Origin of the sequence: Bradyrhizobium sp. AUGA SZCCT0160, assembly GCF_018130105.1 — a bacterium.
Classification (GTDB): domain Bacteria; phylum Pseudomonadota; class Alphaproteobacteria; order Rhizobiales; family Xanthobacteraceae; genus Bradyrhizobium.
On the sequence record NZ_JAFCMD010000019.1, the window covers coordinates 52,665 to 70,353 of the forward strand.

The following is a 17,689-nucleotide window of genomic DNA, read 5'->3' on the forward strand; positions in this document are numbered from 1 at the left end:
CATACTTGCTTTGCCGCACGATGGATTGCTTCGCTTCGCTCGCAATGACGTGGATAGTCCCCGCCCCGGATATTTTATTTATCCAGCCACACATCCTCAAACCGCAGATTGTTGTACTGGCTGTTGTCGTGCGGCTTGAAGTTCTTCACATGCGGCTGCCAGCAATTGCCGGCCGATGAGTGCAGGATGATCGGGCGCGCGGCGTCGTCGACCAGGATGCGCTCGATATCCCAGACGATCTTCCTGCGCTTCTCCTTGTCGAGTTCGCGCGATTGCGCCGCCAGCAGCTTGTCGACTTCGGCGTTGCAGTACTGGGTATAGTTGCGTTCGGACTTGCATGAATAGTTCTCGACGATGTTGCCGTCGGGATCGTCGACGCTGACGCCGGTGACGTTCAATCCGATCGTAAAATCCTTCTTCGCCAGCCGCGCATACCATCGCGGCGTATCGAGGATGTCGAGTTCGCCTGTTATGTAAATCTTCTTGAGCTGGTCGGCGAGAATCACCGCGGGGTCGCGGTAGGTCGGCAGGTTCCGGGTCTGGATCTTGATCGGCAGCGGCTTGGCGTCGCTGTAGCCGAGCTTCTGCATGATCGCCTGCGCTTCCGCGACGTTCCTGGCGATGTCAGGGCCGTAACCCATCAGCGACGACACCATTTCCGGCGACATGCCCCATTCGCCCTCGGGCTTTGCCAGCATCGCGCCGCCGAGCCGCGCGTTGCCTTCCATCAGGATGGTATTGAAGGCCTTGCGATCGAGCGCCAGCGACATCGCCTTGCGGATGTCGGGATTGTCGAACGGCGGGTTGACACGATTGACCAGCAGATTGATCTGCGTACCGGTGCCGGTCATCTCGCAGATCGCGTTCGGTGCCCGCGCCTTGATGTCCTTCAGCAGGGGAACGCTGACGTCGGAGGGAAAGGTGATGTCGTAGTCGCCGGTCGAGAAGGCCAGCATCCGCGTGGCGCGGTTGTCGATCGTCCGCACCGTGATCTCGTCGAGATAGGGCCGGTCCTTCTTGAAGTAATCCGGATTGCGCACGACGTGCATGGACTCGCCGCGCTTGAACTCGACGAACTTGAACGGTCCGGTGCCGATGGGCTTGCTTCGCATCACCGCCTGCGGCACGTGACAGGGATAGACGGCTGAAAACGCGCTCGCCAGCAGCACCGGCAGGCTCGGCTGCGGCTCGCTCAATTCGAACGTCGCCTCATGGTCGCCATTGATGCTGACGTCCTGCAGCTTGGTGTACCAGACCTTGCGCGGGTTGCGCCTGAAATCCTGCGTCTCGGTTTTGCCGATCAGCATTCGCCATGTGCACTGCACGTCTTTCGCCGTGAAAGGTTGGCCGTCGTGCCACTTCACGCCCTGCCGCAGCCTGAAGGTCAGTTTTGTGTTGGTGGCGTCCCAGGACCAGCTTTCGGCCAGATCAGGGATCACGGTCTCCATGCTCTCGTGCGGCTTGGCCGGATCGAACACGACCAGATTGTTGAACACCGCCGCAAACGGCAGCACCGAGGCGATGGTCGCCTCTTCAAGCAGTGACGTCGAGGGCGGATTGTCGTTGTGATAGAGCCGGAGCGTGCCGCCCTTCTTCTGCGCGGCGGCGGGACTTGCGGCGCATAGCGCAATGCACAAGAGCACTGGGAAAGCGAATTTCAACCTGCCGGAGCAAATGGCGCGCAATTTCCGCCTCCCAGAATGTTTTCTTTTTTCTTTAGAGCTGCCAAAATCTATAGGGCCGCGAGACAAGACTGCAAGCAAAACCACCATGCGCAACGCAGGAGACCGCGATGTCGGAAACCGACAAGCTGTTCGCAGGCTCGATTCCGGAAAACTATGATCGCCATATGGTTCCGTTGATCTTCGAGAGCTACGCGCAGGACATTTCACGGCGCGCAAGCGCATTGGCGCCGAAGTCCGTGCTGGAAACCGCTGCCGGCAGCGGCGTGGTCACGCGCGCGCTGGCGCCACTGCTGTCGCCCGATGCCAGGTACGTCGTCACCGACCTCAATCAGCCGATGCTGGAATATGCGAAATCAAGACAAGGCGCGGACAGCCGCATCATCTGGCAAAAGGCGGATGCGCAGGCGCTGCCGTTCGAGGACGCCGCGTTCGATCTCGTCTGCTGCCAGTTCGGCGTCATGTTTCTTCCCGATCGCCCGTCCGGCTACCGCGAAGCCCGCCGGGTTCTGAGGCCCGGCGGCTGTTTCCTCTTCAACGCCTGGGATCGCATCGAAGAGAACGTCTTCGCGAGCGACGTCACCGACGCCCTCGCGACGTTCTTTCCAAACGACCCTCCCCGCTTCATGGCCCGAACGCCCCACGGCTATCACGACACCGCGCTGATCCGCAGCGATCTGGCGAAGGCGGGCTTTACGAATGTGGCGATCGAGACAAGGGCGGCGCAAAGCCGCGCCCCGTCCGCCCGCCATGTTGCGCTGGCCTATTGCCAGGGAACCCCGCTGCGCAACGAGATCGAAGCGCGAGGTCCGGACCGGCTGGAAGCCGCAACCGACCATGCGGCCTCTGTCATTGCCGTCAAGCATGGCAGCGGCGAGATATCGGCCAAGATCCAGGCCCATGTCATCTTCGCCCGGATCTAGCCTTCGCGATCCGGATTCAAGGCCGTCGTTTCACTTGCCCGGTGCATGCCACCCCTTGGTAATTGGGATTGGATGCCTGCTCTGAAATTCGCTACTAGTTGCCCGCCGGTAATGAGCCTAGCAGGCGTCGCATGAAGTTCGCGGTCGGAATCATTGCAGTGGTGCTGCTGGCAGCTGCTGTCAGGCAGGCAAGCGCAGTGTTCGCGCCTTTGGCGCTGGCGCTTTTCATCATCGCGATCGTCTGGCCGCTGCAGAGCCGGCTGCAGGCGAAAATGCCGAAACTGCTGGCATTGGCGCTCACTATCGTCGTCACGATCGCAGTCTGTCTCGCGTTCGCCTCGCTCGCGGCCTGGGGCTTTGGGCGGGTGGGACGATCACTCATGGCCGATACGGTGCGCTATCAGGCGCTTTATGGCGCCATGGTGACGTGGCTCGACGGCCATGGCGTCTCCGTCGCCGGCTTGTGGGCCGAGCATTTCAACGTCACGTGGCTGATGCGCACAACGCAGTTCGTCACCGGCCGCGTCAATACCACACTCAGCTTCTGGGTGATCGCACTTGTCTATGTCGTGCTGGGACTTCTGGAAGTAGAGGATGCAAGACGGAGGATCGAGACGCTCGGCAAGCCCGAGGTTGCGCGCGTGCTGCTGGACGGCAGTGCGGCGACCGCGGCCAAATTCCGTAAATACCTCCTGGTTCGGACGCAGATGAGCGCCATCACCGGCCTGCTCGTGGGTGTGTTCGCCTGGATCACCGGATTGCCGTTCGCGCTGGAGTGGGGCGTGATCGCCTTCGCGCTGAACTACATCCCCTTTATCGGGCCCTTCATCGCAACGCTGTTTCCCACTTTGCTGGCGATGACTCAATTTGAGAGCTGGCAAGCCGTTCTTGCCCTCTTCGCGTACCTCAACATCATCCAGTTCGTGGTCGGCAGCTATGTCGAGCCGCGCGTTGCCGGCAGCATGCTTGCGATATCGCCTTTGGTGGTGTTGTTCGCGATCTTTTTCTGGACTTTTCAGTGGGGCCTGTTCGGAACCTTTATCGGCGTGCCGATCGCACTCGCGATCCTCACCTTCTGCGCCCAGCATCCGTCAAGCCGCTGGATAGCCGATCTGCTCGGCGGATCGAAGCAATTAAGTGTCGAAAAAAGCTAATCGCCGGTCTCGCCGGCGATCTCGACGCGCTGCGGCGGGAGCAGACAGAGCTGCCCGCTTGCACCAGCGGCCAGCGTATGGATCAGAAAATGCGTCGATTTGGCGTCAGGGCCGCCCATGACAGGCGACGGTGCAGAGATGATCTTCAGCGTGCCGCACGCGCCGATCCAGTCGATGTGACGATGGCCGTGCATGACCACGGCCCGCTTCGCGAAAGGCCTGAGTTTGCGAACGAACCAGCTGCCATTGACCAGCGCGGTTCCAATGCGTTCGGAAAAATTCGTAACCGGCATCGGATATTCTATCAGATGATGATGCAGCGCGACGATCCATTGCGCACGGGGAAAACGACCCAGCGCCGCCGCGAGCCGGTGCATCTGTTCTACGGAAACCAAACCGAGCGCATTGGTGAAGGAAAAATGCGTATCGGCGTTGGAGTTCAAGATCAGGACGCCCAATCCGTCTTCCCGATCGGGTGGCAACAGCATCGGAAACAGGTCGTCGAACAGCCCGACCAGTCCGGCGGCGCGGCGCAAGCCACCGCGTTCGGCAAAGGCGGCGATCCGCTTTCGATGCGACGCCAGCGCCTCGTTGAGGGTGGCTGCCGGCTTTCCCGCGTCGTCGACGACATGCACGCGCTCCCCCTGCACCGCTGCGATTGCCGACAACGTTCGCATCTGTCGCAGCCGCTTGCCGGGGCTGAACGGCAAATCGAGCCGGGCCGGATTGGCGCGGTCGACGATGTTCACATCGTGATTGCCGGGCAGCATGACCATGAGAGCCGCGAGTTCACGATGCTGCGCCACCGCGTCGAGGAATTCGGCCCATTCCGTAGCGCGGCCGGCGTCGGTCATGTCTCCGGTCACAAGGATGAGGTCGAGCGGGTCAGCGGCGTGGATCGCCGCAAGACGGACCATCAGCCGCGCAAGGCGCTGGTTACCACGCGGGCCGCCACGTCCGCTCTCGATGCGGAAACCATATCGCTCGCCGATCACGTGAAGGTCCGACAGATGCGCGACACGCCAGGTCCGGCAACCGGACGGCGCGTCGTCGAATCCGGGAAGATCCAGCGGCTGATCCATGCTGGCATCCGCAAAGCCCCAGACCAGCGACGCGAATGCGAGATAACCCGATACCAATATGACCGCATTGGCCAACGTCGGAACGATCAGGCGGTGCAGAAGCACAAGGTCGGACACCGAACCGATCCACCGCGAGAAAGGCCAAACGAGAATCGCGACTGCCGCCGCACATAGGCAGAGCATAATGCCGGCGCCGGCGGAGCTCGCCGCACGCAGCCGTGCCCGCCCCGCCGCGTCGGCGTTCCTGCCGAACACCAGCTCCGCCAGATGCCGCAGCGCTTCGCGGCCAAACGCGTAACCGGGCTGGACGGCGAGCGCATTGAGCGACCAGAAATTTGTCTCAGCGGCCCGAAACAGCGGCTGCCATCCGAACCATCCGAGCGCGATGACCGTGACGAGCACCAGCGCAGCGCCTATCCCGGTCAGTTCCAGAACGTGTTCGGATAAGGATGAGAACCAGGCCGTCGCGATCAGCGGCGCGAGACCGAGCAGCACCGCCGGTAACAGCAGCGAGACGGTCCAGGCGAACAGCAGTTTCGGCAGACTGATTTCAACCAGCAGACTGCCGGCGATCGCAAGCAGCGATCTCTGTCCAGGACTGGAGGCGTCGTCCTCGATATCGCCCTGGCGCGGATCGACCAGCGAGCCGTCCTGAGAAGGAGTTGAATCAGGTTCCGCGGTCAGCCGCGTCATGATCGGAGCGCGCATCTTGCATCCGCGATAGGAGTGCCTGCTGCTTAACCGACGCTACCAGCCTCTCGACGGAATACCAACGCGCATCCGCTCCCCCGGCGCCGCTCCTCCGCCTCGCGACACACATTCTAAGTTTCGACGAATATGCAGTTAGCGCCACCGGATCCCGTAATTTGTCACAAACTTTTGTAGCAAAGCACACAAGCCGCAAACCCTTCCATTCGATAGCACCGCTAACATTGAGCGCTAGTGATCAAGTCCCGCATTACAAACGGCAAGGGAGACTTGCTATGCGCACAAAGCTTATCGGCACGGCAGTTGCTTCGACCGCTTGTCTGGTCACGTTGAGCGGAAATGCCCAGGCGGAAATCTTGATCACGACCGCCACCATATCGCGAGGCGAGTTGGTTGTCGCCGGACGGGTCAGGCGACCGCGCGAACCCAATGTGGAGATCAAAATCAACCCAACTAAAACGGTGCAGGTGGAGAGCACATCGACGGGTGGTTTCAGGTGGATCGGAGCAGAATTCCCCTCTACTTGTATCGTGAAGATCACGTCCGGGCCGGATACGAGAGACGTGGTGATACAGAACTGCGGCCTTCCCGGACCTGCTGGGCCGCCCGGTCCGGCAGGTCCTCCAGGCCCCGCAGGACCTATGGGCCCAGCCGGGCCGAAGGGAAACTAGCGGCTTCGGTGCCTGCCGCCGGCATGGACGTGGCGCGACTTAGTTCCCGGCATGTGCAGTTTGTGCCATCGCGTTGGGCGGATTTGCTACAACTTTTTATGACGAAGCACACGATGCGCAAACTACTGCGTCAGGTTGTATGCTTGACTCCGTGCACTTACGAGCGCTTGTTTGTCGGGCCGAATAAGAAGAGCTGAAAAGATCCCACGTGATCGCTTGCTCAATGAGCAGCCAACGTTGCCGACGTCCCGGCACCCACGAGCGGGATCGTATAAACAGGATTGAGGAGGAGTCCCATGGACTCGCCATCGATCACGCAACAAGCCGAGCGGCCATATGTTTCGACAGGGCATCTGCCAGAGCCAGAGACGGTTCAGGCACTCGTGTCCGAAGCGCAGCGGCGCTTCAAATCGAACAGCGACGGCGAAAACTCGCAAGTCTATCCGGCGCTGGCCAGGATCCCCAGTGATCTGTTCGGGGTCTGCGTCGTCGGCACCAGCGGACGCGTCTATGCCGCCGGGGACACCGACTACGAATTCTCGATCATGAGCGTGTCGAAGCCGTTCGTGTTCGCGCTGATCTGCGAGACGATCGGACCGGAAGAAGCGCGCGCCAAGCTCGGAGCAAACGCCACTGGCCTTGCTTTCAACTCCCTCGCCGCCATCGAGCACGGCGGCGGCCGGACCAACCCGATGGTGAATGCGGGCGCCATCGCAACGACGAGTCTTGCGCCGGGCACGACCGCGGATGAAAAATGGCAATTCATCCATGACGGACTGTCGCGTTTCGCGGGCCGAAAGCTGCCGCTGAATGCAGAGGTCTACGCCTCGGGGTCGGACACCAACTTCCGCAACCGCAGCATTGCCCGCCTGCTGCAGAGTTTTGATCGGATCTACTGCGACGCAAAGGAAGCGACCGACCTCTACACCAGGCAGTGCTCGCTGAACGTCAGCGCGCGGGACCTCGCGGTCATGGGCGCGACGCTGGCTGACGGCGGCGTCAACCCGATCACCAAAAAGCGCGTGGTCGATCCGGCGGTCTGTCATTACGCGCTCGCGGTGATGATCACCGCCGGACTGTACGAAACTTCGGGCGATTGGCTTTACGACATCGGCTTGCCTGGAAAGAGCGGAATCGGTGGCGGCATCGTCGCCGTTTCCCCGGGTAAAGGCGGCTTCGGAACCTTTGCGCCCCCGCTCGACGCCGCAGGCAACAGCGTCAAGGGACAGCTCGCCGCAAAATTCCTGTCACAGCGGCTGGGAATGGATCTGTTCGTGTCGCAACCGGAAGAATGAATCAGATGCCAAAGGGATTGGGACGGGCCGTAAGACCCGACCGATCCGGAACCGAGCAAGCCGGAGGACGCCATGGCAACGCACTCGATTTCAATCGGCGACATCCGCGAAGACGCGCAGGCGTCATGGGTGCCGATGATCGCCATTGCGTTCGGCCAGATGATCATGTCCTTCAACGTCGCTTCGCTGCCGGTCGCGATGGGAGGCATGGTGCAGAGCTTCGGCGTCCCGCCGACGACGGTGGCGACCGGCATCGTGGCCTACTCCATGCTGGTGGCCGGCTTCGTGATGCTGGGCGCGAAACTCGCCCAGCGGTTCGGCGCCGCCCAGGTCTTCCGCGCCGCCGTCGTCTTGTTCTGTGCCGCGCAGATATTGATGACATTCAGCCCCACCGCGCCCCTGATGATCACGGCCCAGGCGCTTTGCGGCACGGCAGGGGCCGTGATCGTGCCATCGCTGGTGGCGCTGATCGCCGAGAATTATACCGGGCGCCAACAGGCAACCGCCGTGGGCGCGCTTGGTTCGGCGCGGGCCGCTGCCGGCGTGCTGGCATTCATCATTGGCGGCGTCCTCGGCACATATATCGGCTGGCGTCCGGCGTTCGGAATCCTGATCGCCGCCTCCGCCATTGTTTTCGTTTTGAGCTTCCGCCTCAGGCCCGACCGCGGACGGCCGGACGTGCAGATCGATGTCACAGGCGTTGTGCTGGCGGCAACAGCCATCATCCTCATCAGTTTCGGCTTCAATAACCTGAACGGCTGGGGTCTGGCGCTGGCAACATCCAATGCGCCGTTCGACCTGCTCGGCCTTTCGCCTGCGCCGGTCATGATCGTTCTGGGTATCGTACTCGGCCAGGCCTTTCTGATGTGGACGCATCAGCGCCAGGCGGCCGGGAAGACGCCGCTGCTTGCCCTCGAGGTGATCGACTCGCCGCAGGAACGCGCGGCGGTCTACGGGCTGTTTGCCGTGGTCGCACTGGAGGCGGCGCTTAACTTTTCCGTGCCGTTGTACATTCAAATCGTACAGGGCCGCTCCCCTCTCGCGACCGCGATCGCGATGATGCCGTTCAATCTCACGGTGTTCTTCACGGCGATGCTGATCGTCAACGTCTACGACAAACTGACACCCCGCCAGATCGGCCGCTATGGCTTCGCTCTCTGCACGATTGCACTGGTGTGGCTCGCATTCGTGGTGCGGAACGACTGGAGCGAGATTCCCGTATTGTTCGGCCTTGTCCTGTTCGGTATCGGCCAGGGCTCGCTGGTCACGCTATTGTTCAACGTACTGGTCACCGCCTCGCCCAAGGTACTGGCAGGCGACGTCGGATCGGCGCGCGGCACCACGCAAAATCTCGCCGCGGCAGTCGGAACAGCCGTCGCCGGCGCGCTGCTTGTCGGCCTCTTGAGCACAATCGCCGTCAGCAGCATCGCCGCAAATCCGGTGCTGCCGAAGGAACTGCAGAGCCAGGTCGATCTCAACAACATCACCTTCGTCAGCAACGAGCGCCTGCGGACCGTGATGGAGAACACCACCGCCACGCCGCAGCAGGTGCAGGAAGCGGTGCGCGTGAACACGGAGGCGCGGCTGCGAGCGCTGAAGATCGGCCTGCTCATCATGGCCGGCCTTGCCTTGCTCGCGGTGTTTCCGGCCGGACAGCTCCCGAATTACCTGCCGGGAGAAATCCCAAGTGACGACCCCGCGGTCGAAGGCGCGAAATCGACCTGATCACCGATTGCGAGACGTGTGTTTCTCCGCGGAGAAAAAATAACAAGGCGCCGGTCAAAGGAGTGAGCCCAATGGATGCAATCGAGCGTCGCAGCGTATTACGGGGCATTTTGTGTGTGGCCGCAGCCGCGGGTTTGGCCGCAAGTTCGCTGCCGACCGTGGTCGAGGCCATGCCCCTCGCGCCACAGAAGGACCTCGGCAAAGATCTCGGCAGCAAGGATCCTGCCGGCGAGACGGATGATCTCACGGTACATGTTCAGGCCGCCACCCGCCGGCCGCCCCCGCGCCCTGAGGCACGTCCGCCGCGACGGCGCCCAATCCACCGTCACCGCCGGCGCCGTTGGGTCTGTTATTGGCACCGCGGGCGCCGCGTTTGCGGCTGGCGATGGCTATAGCCGATTTCAGGATGCTGATGAGACCCGAGCGGCCGGCACTGCGCCGCTCATTCGATCGAAGGGATCCGAATCGAGGAGGACAACATGACCACTTACGACGGTAATTCACGACTGCGCGCCGATGGTTTGTCCGCGCCACCATTTTGGATCTGCATCCTCCTTGGACTGGTGATGATCGCCGCGGGAATCCTGGTGTTGGGTGACGTCGTTCTGGTGACCGTCATCAGCACGATGTTCATCGGCTGGATCTCGATCATCGCGGGCGCCTTCGAAGTGATTCACGCGTTCTGGACCAAGGGATGGGGCGGCTTCGTATGGCAGGTGCTGCTCGGCATTTTGTACATCGCGTTCGGCGCGGTGCTGGTGAGCCAGCCGGTCGCCAGCGCCTTGATCCTCACCTATGTCCTCGGCCTGTTGCTGCTGATATCCGGCATCGTTCGAATTCTGCTGGGCTTCGGCCACTGGAAAGATGCGGGCTGGATCATGCTGCTGTCCGGCGCCTTCGGCGTCCTGGCCGGCCTCGTCATTCTGACGGGATTCCCGGTGACCGGTCTCTGGGTGCTTGGATTTGTCCTCGGCGTCGATCTGATATCTCACGGCATCGCGTGGCTGGCTTATGCGTGGTGGCCGTCGGCGAAAACGGCATAAGGGAGTGGTCGCTATGGTTGCACGTGCTGACGAAGGGTCCGTTTTTCTCGCGAAAAAGCTCGGCGGTCTGGTTCTGATCGTCCTGGGATGCGTGTTGCTGGTCGCAGGCATGAACCTCGAGTCAATGGCGTTATCGTTTCTTGGCGTCCTGTCCCTGATTGCCGGCGTGATCTTCTGGGTTCTCAAGATCATCAGGCGCAATGAGAACGGTCAGATTCGCTAACCAGATCAGATAACGGGGGCACACGGCTATGAGAATGTCTTGCTTGAGAATATTCCCCGGCAGTTCCGTGCTGGTAGTTCTGGCTGCAATCGGAATGAGCTTCTCCGCCCCGCCCTCCGCGCAAGCCCAGCAAGCTGCATTATTTCAGAACGTCAGGATCTTTGACGGAAAGAGTGGCGCGGTTTCAGCGCCGTCCAACGTCCTGATCCGAGGCAACACGATAGAGAAGGTTTCGACGGCGCCGATCGCGGTCGACGCTCAAACCGCAACGATCAATGGTGCCGGCCGCGTCCTGATGCCGGGCCTGATCGATGCGCATTGGCACGCGATGCTGATCCGCACGAACCCGGTAGAGGCGTTCGGTGACGTCGGTTTCAACAATCTGGTGGCTGGCGACGAAGCGACAGATACTCTGATGCGCGGCTTCACCACCATTCGCGACGTGGGCGGGCCGGTGTTCGGCCTCAAGCGCGCCATCGATGAAGGCATCGTCAAGGGCCCGCGTATCTATCCGTCCGGCGCCATGATCACTGTCACGAGCGGGCATGGGGATTTCCGGCAGCTGACTGATCTGCCGCGAACGATCGGCGGCATGCTTACCCGCATGGAGCAGATTGGCGGCGCCATCGTTGCCGATAGCCCTGACGAGGTGCGCGTGCGCGTACGCGAACAGCTCATGCAGGGCGCCTCACAAGTCAAGTTGACGGCGGGCGGCGGGGTGTCGTCCCCCTTCAGTCCGATCGACGTTAAGACCTTCACGGAGGCCGAAATGCGCGCCGCGGCCGAAGCGGCCGAAAATTGGGGGACATACGTCGCCGCGCACGCCTTTACGTCGACTGCGATCCGGAGCGCTATTGCGGCCGGCGCGAGGTGTATCGAGCACGGTTTCCTGATGGACGACGCAACCGCAAAATTGATCGCGGACAAGGGTGTTTGGCTGAGCATGCAGCCACTGCCGGAGGGGATGAGGCTGGGCCTTCCTGAAGGTTCTGTCCAGCGAGCCAAAGCGGAAGAGGTCTGGCCCGGGATAGCCCGCGCCTATGAGATGGCTAAGAAATACAAGATCAAGACGGCGTGGGGCACGGATGTGCTGTTCTCCCGCGAACTGGCGCAACAACAAGGGGCAATTCTGGCCGCGCTTACCCGTTGGTACACCCCCGCTGAAGCGCTGGTCATGGCGACATCGACAAACGCCGAACTGCTTGCCATGTCCGGGCTTCGCAATCCTTATCCCGGCAAGCTCGGCGTGGTGGAAGAAGGCGCGCTGGCCGACCTGTTGCTGGTGGATGGCAACCCCGTCGATAACATCAAGCTGATCGAAGACCCGGCAAAGAATTTCGTCGTCATCATGAAGGACGGGAAAATCTACAAGAACCTCCTTGTCGGTGGCAAATAGAACGACGGAGGCGTGTCGTAGGGTTCGGTCCGCAGCGCCGATCGAGCCCTCATTCCGCGCAATGCGTCTTTTTACCCATCCAGCGCATGCCACGGCCTGGGGAATTGGGGTTGGATGCCCCCGAAAAATTGGCTACTAGTGCCCCGCCGGTAGTTCGGACGGTTTCGGGGACGTGGAATGACCTATTGTTGCGGAGTGCTGGTACGGGACGGTCTGGTCATGATCGCGGATACCCGCACCAATGCCGGCCTCGACAACGTCTCGACCTTTCGCAAGCTGCACATTTTCTCAAAGCCGGGCGAGCGCATCATGGCGATCGCCAGCGCCGGCAATTTGGCGATCAGCCAGTCGGTGCTGTCAACCCTGACCGAGGGCATCGAAGACCCGCACAACGGCGAGGTCGAAACGCTGATGAACGCGCCGACCATGTTCCAGGCCGCCCAGCGCATCGGCCGCGCCATTCGCAGCGTCCACGCCACCGAGGGCGACGCGCTGCGCTCCGAAGACGTCAGTTTCGACGTCTCGTTCCTGTTCGGTGGCCAGATCAAGGGCTCGCGGATGCGGCTGTTCATGGTCTACACCGCCGGCAATTTCATCGAATGCACGACCGACACGCCGTACCTGCAGATCGGCGAGCATAAATACGGCAAGCCGGTGCTCGACCGCGCCATGCATTACGATGTCGAACTGTACGAGGCGCTGAAGACCAGCCTGATCTCGATGGATTCGACGATGCGCTCCAATCTCGGCGTCGGCCTGCCAATCGACGTATTGGTGGTGCGCGCGGATGCCTGCGAGGCCGATCTCAATCACCGCATCGAGGCCGGCGAGCCCTATTTCCACGATCTGCGTTCACGCTGGTCGGCGGCGCTGCGCGCGGCGCACCAGAATATTCCAAGACCACCCTACAAATCAGAAACAGAAACAAAGAAGTAAAGGCGAGGAACAATGGCCGAAGCAGCAAACAAGATCGCAGTCGTCACCGGTGCGGGCACCGGCGTCGGACGCGCGGCATCGCTGGCGCTGATGAATGCCGGCTTCACCGTGGTGCTCGCCGGGCGCCGCATGGAGATGCTGGAAGAGACCAAGAAGCTCGGCGACAATGTCGGCAAGAGCCTGTGCGTTTCCGCCGACATGACGAGCCCAGCCTCGATCGCCGCCCTGTTCGACAAGGTCAAGGAAACCTACGGCCGGCTCGACGTGCTCTTCAACAACGCCGGCATGGGCGCGCCGCCGGTGAACTTCGAGGACCTCAGCCTCGAACAGTGGCAGGCAGTGGTGAACACCAACCTCACCGGCCCCTTCCTGTGCACCCAGCATGCCTTCCGGATCATGAAGGACCAGAACCCGCGCGGCGGCCGCATCATCAACAACGGCTCGATCTCGGCGCACGCGCCGCGGCCGTTCTCGTCGGCCTACACCTCGACCAAGCACGCCATCACGGGCCTGACCAAGGCCACCAACCTCGACGGCCGCATGTACGACATCGCGGTCGGCCAGGTCGACATCGGCAACGCGGCAACCCCGATGACCGACCGCATGGTCGCCGGGCCCGGCGTGATGCAGCCCGACGGCACGATGAAACACGAGCCGCGCATGGACGCAAAAGCGGTCGGCGATGCGGTAGCTTACATGGCCGGCCTGCCGCTCGATGCCAACGTGCTGTTCATGACGGTCATGGCGACCAAGATGCCGTTCGTCGGGCGGGGGTAGCCAAATCCACCGATGTCGTCCCGGCCTTGAGCTCAGATGCGCAATTGCGCATCGGGGGACCCATACTCCGCGGCGGTGATTGGGTTACGAGGCGTTTGTCATTCGCGTTCTCATCGAGAATGCACGGCGTATGGGTCCCGGCTCAAGGCCGGGACGACGTGGTGAGGGTCGTCGCCCTACTCCAGCTTCTCCACATTCCGCAGCGTCGGAAACAGCTTCATCCACAATAGCGCGATCGCAATCGTGCCGACGCCGCCGAGCACGGCGGCCGGCATCGCGCCGAACAAAGCGGCGGTAACGCCGCTTTCGAACTGACCGAGCTGGTTTGACGCGTTGATGAACAGGAAATTGACCGCGCCGACCCGGCCCCGCATCTCGTCGGGCGTGGCGAGCTGCACCAGCGAGAAGCGGATCACGACGCTCACGACGTCGGCGGCGCCCAGCACCACCAGCGCCAGCACCGACAGCCACATCCAGTGCGACAGCGCAAACACCACCGTCGCCACGCCGAACACGATCACGGCCTGAAACATCCGTATTCCGACGCGGTGGTTGATGGTGTGGTGGGCGAGGAACACCGTCATCAGCAGCGCGCCGATCGCGGGCGCGGCGCGCAGGATGCCGAGGCCGAGCGGGCCGGTCTGCAGGATGTCACGGGCATAGATCGGCAGCAGCGCGGTGGCGCCGCCGAGCAGCACCGCGAACAGATCAAGCGAAATCGTTCCGAGAATCGCCGGGTTGTTGCGGACGAATTTGACGCCGGCAAAGATATCATCCGGTGTCGCGGCATCCCGTACCACAGCCGGCTGCGTCAGCCGGATCGCCCCCATGATTGCTGCCCCGAATAGGAAAAACGCAGTCATGACCCCATAGGCTGCGCTGGGGGCGATGGCATAGGCCAAGCCGCCGAGTGCAGGACCGGCGATGGTGGCGATTTGCCCCGCGCCGCTCGAGACCGCGGTGGCACGCTGCAGCGCGCCTTTCGGCGCGATCAGCGGCAGCAGCGCGGCCAATGCCGGGCTTTCGAAGGCGCCGGCTATACCGAGCACGAAGGATGCAATGAAGATCTGCGTGACGCTAAGAAAACCCGCATAGGCGCCCCAGGCCAGAAACAGCGCCGTCAGCCCCTCGGCGATCTGGCAGAGTTGCACCACCCGTTTGCGTTCGTAGCGGTCGGCGGCATGGCCGGCCACGAACAGAAACAACGCCGTGGGGAGGAATTGAACCAGCCCGATCATGCCGAGATCGAAGGCGCTGCCGGTCATGTCATAGACCTGCCAGCCGATGGCAACGGCCCCGATCTGGCTGGCGAAACGCGACAGGCTGCGCGACAGCAGAAACGACAGGAAGGAGGGATGCCTGAGCAGATCGCCGGCGCCGACAGGCATCAGGGAAGACATTTGAGGCCGGTATCCTGCTTTTCGAAGCGTGCGTCCGCTCGCATTGTTGTTGGTTACGCCGTGAACGACCCTGATCCCCCTGTCAATGCCCACGGGCTGTCAATGCCCGCGGGCTGTCAATGCCAGGCGGCGAAGGGCTGCCCGGCATTGCGCTTGCAAGTCCCCCGCTGCCATAATCGACCGGGGGACTTCGAGATCATGCTGCAACTGCAATCGGCTTTCGGCGTGCTGGCGTTGCTGGGAATCGCGTGGGCGCTCGGCGAGAACCGCCGCGCGGTGTCATGGCGGCAGATGGCGGTCGGGCTTGCGGTTACCGTGCTTACCGCCCTGGTGCTGCTCAAGCTGCCGCTGGTCGCAAAGGCGTTCGGCGCCATCAATGACGCGGTCAATACCATCGCGGCAGCGTCCCGCGCCGGCACCTCCTTCGTGTTCGGCTATCTCGGCGGCGGCACGCTTCCCTTCGACCTCAAGGCGCCGGGCGCCGATTTCATCCTGGCGTTTCAGGCGCTGCCGATCATCCTGGTCATGAGCGTGCTGACCACGCTGCTGTTCTACTGGCGGGTGCTGCCGCCGATCGTGCGCGGCATGGCCTGGCTTCTGGAACGCACGCTCGGCGTCGGCGGCGCGGTCGGGCTGTCCGCCGCCGCCAACATCTTCCTCGGCATGGTCGAGGCGCCCCTGTTCATCCGCCCATACCTTTCGCAACTCACGCGCAGCGAATTGTTCATGGTGATGACCGGCGGCATGGCCGGGATCGCCGGCACCGTGCTGGTGCTGTACGCCACGTTTCTCGCGCCATTGATCCCGGATGCGGCGGCGCATTTCGTCATTGCCTCGGTGCTCGGCGCACCCGCGGCGATCCTGATCAGCCTGATCATGGTGCCGGAGACGTCTGACAAGCGGACTGGCGGAATGCTGGCCGCTGCTGACACCGACATGGAAGTGAAGAGCACCATGGATGCGATCGTCAAGGGCACCACGTCCGGACTGGAGCTGCTGCTCAACATCGTCGCCATGCTGCTGGTGCTGGTGGCATTGGTCTATCTCGCCAACGCCATCCTCGGCCTGTTGCCCGAGATCGGCGGCGCGAAGATTTCGCTGCAGCGGCTGCTCGGCTATCTGATGGCGCCGGTATGCTGGCTGTTGGGCCTGCCGTGGTCGCAGGCGATCACGGCGGGAAGCCTGATGGGCACCAAGACCGTGCTCAACGAGTTGATCGCCTATGTCGATCTGTCGAAGCTCGGTCCCGACGCGCTCGATCCGCGCTCGCGGCTGATCATGCTCTATGCCATGTGCGGCTTTGCCAACTTCGCCAGCCTCGGCATCATGATCGGCGGCCTCGGCACCATGGCACCCGGCCGCCGCGAAGAAATCAACGCGCTCGGGCTGAAGTCGATCGTGTCGGGCACGCTGGCCACCTGCCTGATGGGCGCGATCGTGGGATCGATCAGCTAGAGGCCGCGCCAGCCCTGAGTGATTTGGCTCACACACCAATCAGGATGAGCGAGGTAATGTCCGCTCGGCGACGGCACCGTGCCCGCCTCACCAAGGGAAACAACCATGACCCATTCAGTTCCTGTCAAAGACGAAGCATTGACATCAGATGAACTCGACCGTGTTGCGGGCGGCATCATCATCGTCAGCGGACTGCAGCACCGGTTTACCTCCGCGCTCGAGCGGGTCGCTCTCAATCCGCAGCCGCTTCCGCCGGGGTTTGTCGCATTCGGCTACCGATAACAGCGTAGGCAAGCAGCGGCAGACCGCCTTTGTTTTAGAGCCGCCTGCTATCCAATCCTGCGAACAGACCGCCGATGAGCCGCCGCAATTGGCGGCCGCGTGATGCCAGCCGTAGCAGATTTCGCGAACGGAGGAGCAGGCGCCATGGAACACACTATTCGGGCTTACCGTACGCTGTTTGGCACGCGCGCGTATGTCCGCTCGCTGTGCGAGGGCGCCGCTTTCCTCTCTGCCAGCAGCATCGCGATCTTCGCCGCTGTCACCTATGCTACGGTCCATGCCAGCAACCACGTCACGGATTTTGTGCTGAGCCGCGTCGGGCCCTACAACGTCCGCTTTCTGTTCATCTACGGTACGTTCACGGCCTTCGTCATCACGGCGGGAGTGCTGGCCTGGCGGCCGAACCGGTTGCCGTTCGCGCTGAAGGCCACCGCGCTGTTCCTGGTGGTCCGCGCCGTATTCGTGGCGCTCACCCACATGGCGCCGTCCCCGATCGATCCGCAGCAGCCGGCGCCGTTCTTCAACTCCATTTTTTACGGCAGCGATCTCTTCTTTTCCGGTCACACCGGAATGCCGTTCCTGGCGGCGCTGGCGTTCTGGCACATCTTGCAATGGCGGGTATTCTTTCTCGCGCTGACCGCGTTCTTCGGCGCGGTCGTGCTGCTCGGCCACTACCACTATTCGATCGACGTGCTCGCCGCTCTGTTCATCACCCACGGCGTCTTTCAAACATCGCGCTGGCTATTCAGCCGCGACTACGCGTTGTTTCGCTCCACCGAAAATCAGACCGCACCACGGCCAAAGCGCGCAAGTCGCAGATCGTCCATTCCTGTCGCCGAACCTGGGCGTGTCGCCAGACCATTCGTGCTGCACGCCGTCGGCGACGACCCGGTGTCGAACGGTCAATCGAACACCGCGTCCTGACGCGCGAGCGCGT

General features: G+C 62.3%; 15 protein-coding genes. 12 read left to right on the plus strand and 3 right to left on the minus strand.

Annotated elements, in window-relative coordinates; all coding sequences use genetic code 11:
• Nucleotides 1-74: 74 nt before the first annotated feature.
• Nucleotides 75-1,676 (minus strand): ABC transporter substrate-binding protein, encoded by a 1,602-nt coding sequence (locus JQ558_RS26545; protein WP_409410586.1) that lies wholly within the window; start codon nucleotides 1,674-1,676, stop codon nucleotides 75-77.
• A 116-nt stretch (nucleotides 1,677-1,792) separates the two neighbouring features.
• Between JQ558_RS26545 and JQ558_RS26550 the strand changes: the two genes are divergently transcribed.
• Together JQ558_RS26550 and JQ558_RS26555 are read left to right on the plus strand one after the other, a co-directional pair.
• Nucleotides 1,793-2,605, plus strand: a complete 813-nt coding sequence (locus JQ558_RS26550; RefSeq protein WP_212295634.1) for a class I SAM-dependent methyltransferase — start codon at nucleotides 1,793-1,795, stop codon at nucleotides 2,603-2,605.
• 131 nt (nucleotides 2,606-2,736) lie between these two features.
• Nucleotides 2,737-3,759, plus strand: a complete 1,023-nt coding sequence (locus JQ558_RS26555) for an AI-2E family transporter (protein WP_212295635.1) — start codon at nucleotides 2,737-2,739, stop codon at nucleotides 3,757-3,759.
• Here the strand turns inward: JQ558_RS26555 and JQ558_RS26560 are convergent.
• Nucleotides 3,756-5,549: a metallophosphoesterase family protein gene (locus tag JQ558_RS26560; RefSeq protein WP_249142645.1), complete on the minus strand. Its 1,794-nt coding sequence runs from the start codon at nucleotides 5,547-5,549 to the stop codon at nucleotides 3,756-3,758. The genes JQ558_RS26555 and JQ558_RS26560 overlap by 4 nt on opposite strands.
• A gap of 967 nt (nucleotides 5,550-6,516) precedes the next feature.
• Between JQ558_RS26560 and glsA the strand changes: the two genes are divergently transcribed.
• The 7 genes from glsA (at nucleotide 6,517) to JQ558_RS26595 (ending at nucleotide 13,615) form a co-directional block, all read left to right on the plus strand.
• On the plus strand, nucleotides 6,517-7,515 hold the full coding sequence (gene glsA, locus JQ558_RS26565) for a glutaminase A (protein WP_212295636.1): 999 nt from the start codon (nucleotides 6,517-6,519) through the stop codon (nucleotides 7,513-7,515).
• Between the two features lie 72 nt (nucleotides 7,516-7,587).
• Complete coding sequence (locus JQ558_RS26570; protein ID WP_249142646.1) at nucleotides 7,588-9,240, plus strand: MFS transporter; 1,653 nt, start codon at nucleotides 7,588-7,590, stop codon at nucleotides 9,238-9,240.
• Between the two features lie 479 nt (nucleotides 9,241-9,719).
• Nucleotides 9,720-10,283: an HdeD family acid-resistance protein gene (locus JQ558_RS26575; RefSeq protein ID WP_212295637.1), complete on the plus strand. Its 564-nt coding sequence runs from the start codon at nucleotides 9,720-9,722 to the stop codon at nucleotides 10,281-10,283.
• A 13-nt stretch (nucleotides 10,284-10,296) separates the two neighbouring features.
• Entirely contained in the window at nucleotides 10,297-10,506 is a 210-nt protein-coding gene (locus JQ558_RS26580; RefSeq protein ID WP_212295691.1) for a hypothetical protein, read from the plus strand.
• Nucleotides 10,507-10,600: 94 nt separating this feature from the next.
• Nucleotides 10,601-11,902, plus strand: coding sequence for an amidohydrolase family protein (locus JQ558_RS26585; RefSeq protein ID WP_249142647.1), 1,302 nt, complete (start codon nucleotides 10,601-10,603; stop codon nucleotides 11,900-11,902).
• A 177-nt stretch (nucleotides 11,903-12,079) separates the two neighbouring features.
• Nucleotides 12,080-12,838, plus strand: coding sequence for a proteasome-type protease (locus JQ558_RS26590; protein WP_212204737.1), 759 nt, complete (start codon nucleotides 12,080-12,082; stop codon nucleotides 12,836-12,838).
• Nucleotides 12,839-12,850: 12 nt separating this feature from the next.
• Nucleotides 12,851-13,615: an SDR family oxidoreductase gene (locus tag JQ558_RS26595; protein WP_211996262.1), complete on the plus strand. Its 765-nt coding sequence runs from the start codon at nucleotides 12,851-12,853 to the stop codon at nucleotides 13,613-13,615.
• 176 nt (nucleotides 13,616-13,791) lie between these two features.
• Here JQ558_RS26595 and JQ558_RS26600 read toward each other — a convergent pair whose 3' ends face one another.
• Nucleotides 13,792-15,015 (minus strand): MFS transporter, encoded by a 1,224-nt coding sequence (locus tag JQ558_RS26600; RefSeq protein WP_212295639.1) that lies wholly within the window; start codon nucleotides 15,013-15,015, stop codon nucleotides 13,792-13,794.
• Nucleotides 15,016-15,213: 198 nt separating this feature from the next.
• Here JQ558_RS26600 and JQ558_RS26605 point away from each other — a divergent pair, with 198 nt between their 5' ends.
• The 3 genes from JQ558_RS26605 (at nucleotide 15,214) to JQ558_RS26615 (ending at nucleotide 17,676) form a co-directional block, all read left to right on the plus strand.
• Nucleotides 15,214-16,470, plus strand: a complete 1,257-nt coding sequence (locus JQ558_RS26605; RefSeq protein ID WP_212295640.1) for a NupC/NupG family nucleoside CNT transporter — start codon at nucleotides 15,214-15,216, stop codon at nucleotides 16,468-16,470.
• 105 nt (nucleotides 16,471-16,575) lie between these two features.
• On the plus strand, nucleotides 16,576-16,752 hold the full coding sequence (locus JQ558_RS26610; RefSeq protein ID WP_212295641.1) for a hypothetical protein: 177 nt from the start codon (nucleotides 16,576-16,578) through the stop codon (nucleotides 16,750-16,752).
• 144 nt (nucleotides 16,753-16,896) lie between these two features.
• On the plus strand, nucleotides 16,897-17,676 hold the full coding sequence (locus JQ558_RS26615) for a phosphatase PAP2-related protein (protein WP_212295642.1): 780 nt from the start codon (nucleotides 16,897-16,899) through the stop codon (nucleotides 17,674-17,676).
• Nucleotides 17,677-17,689: the final 13 nt, after the last annotated feature.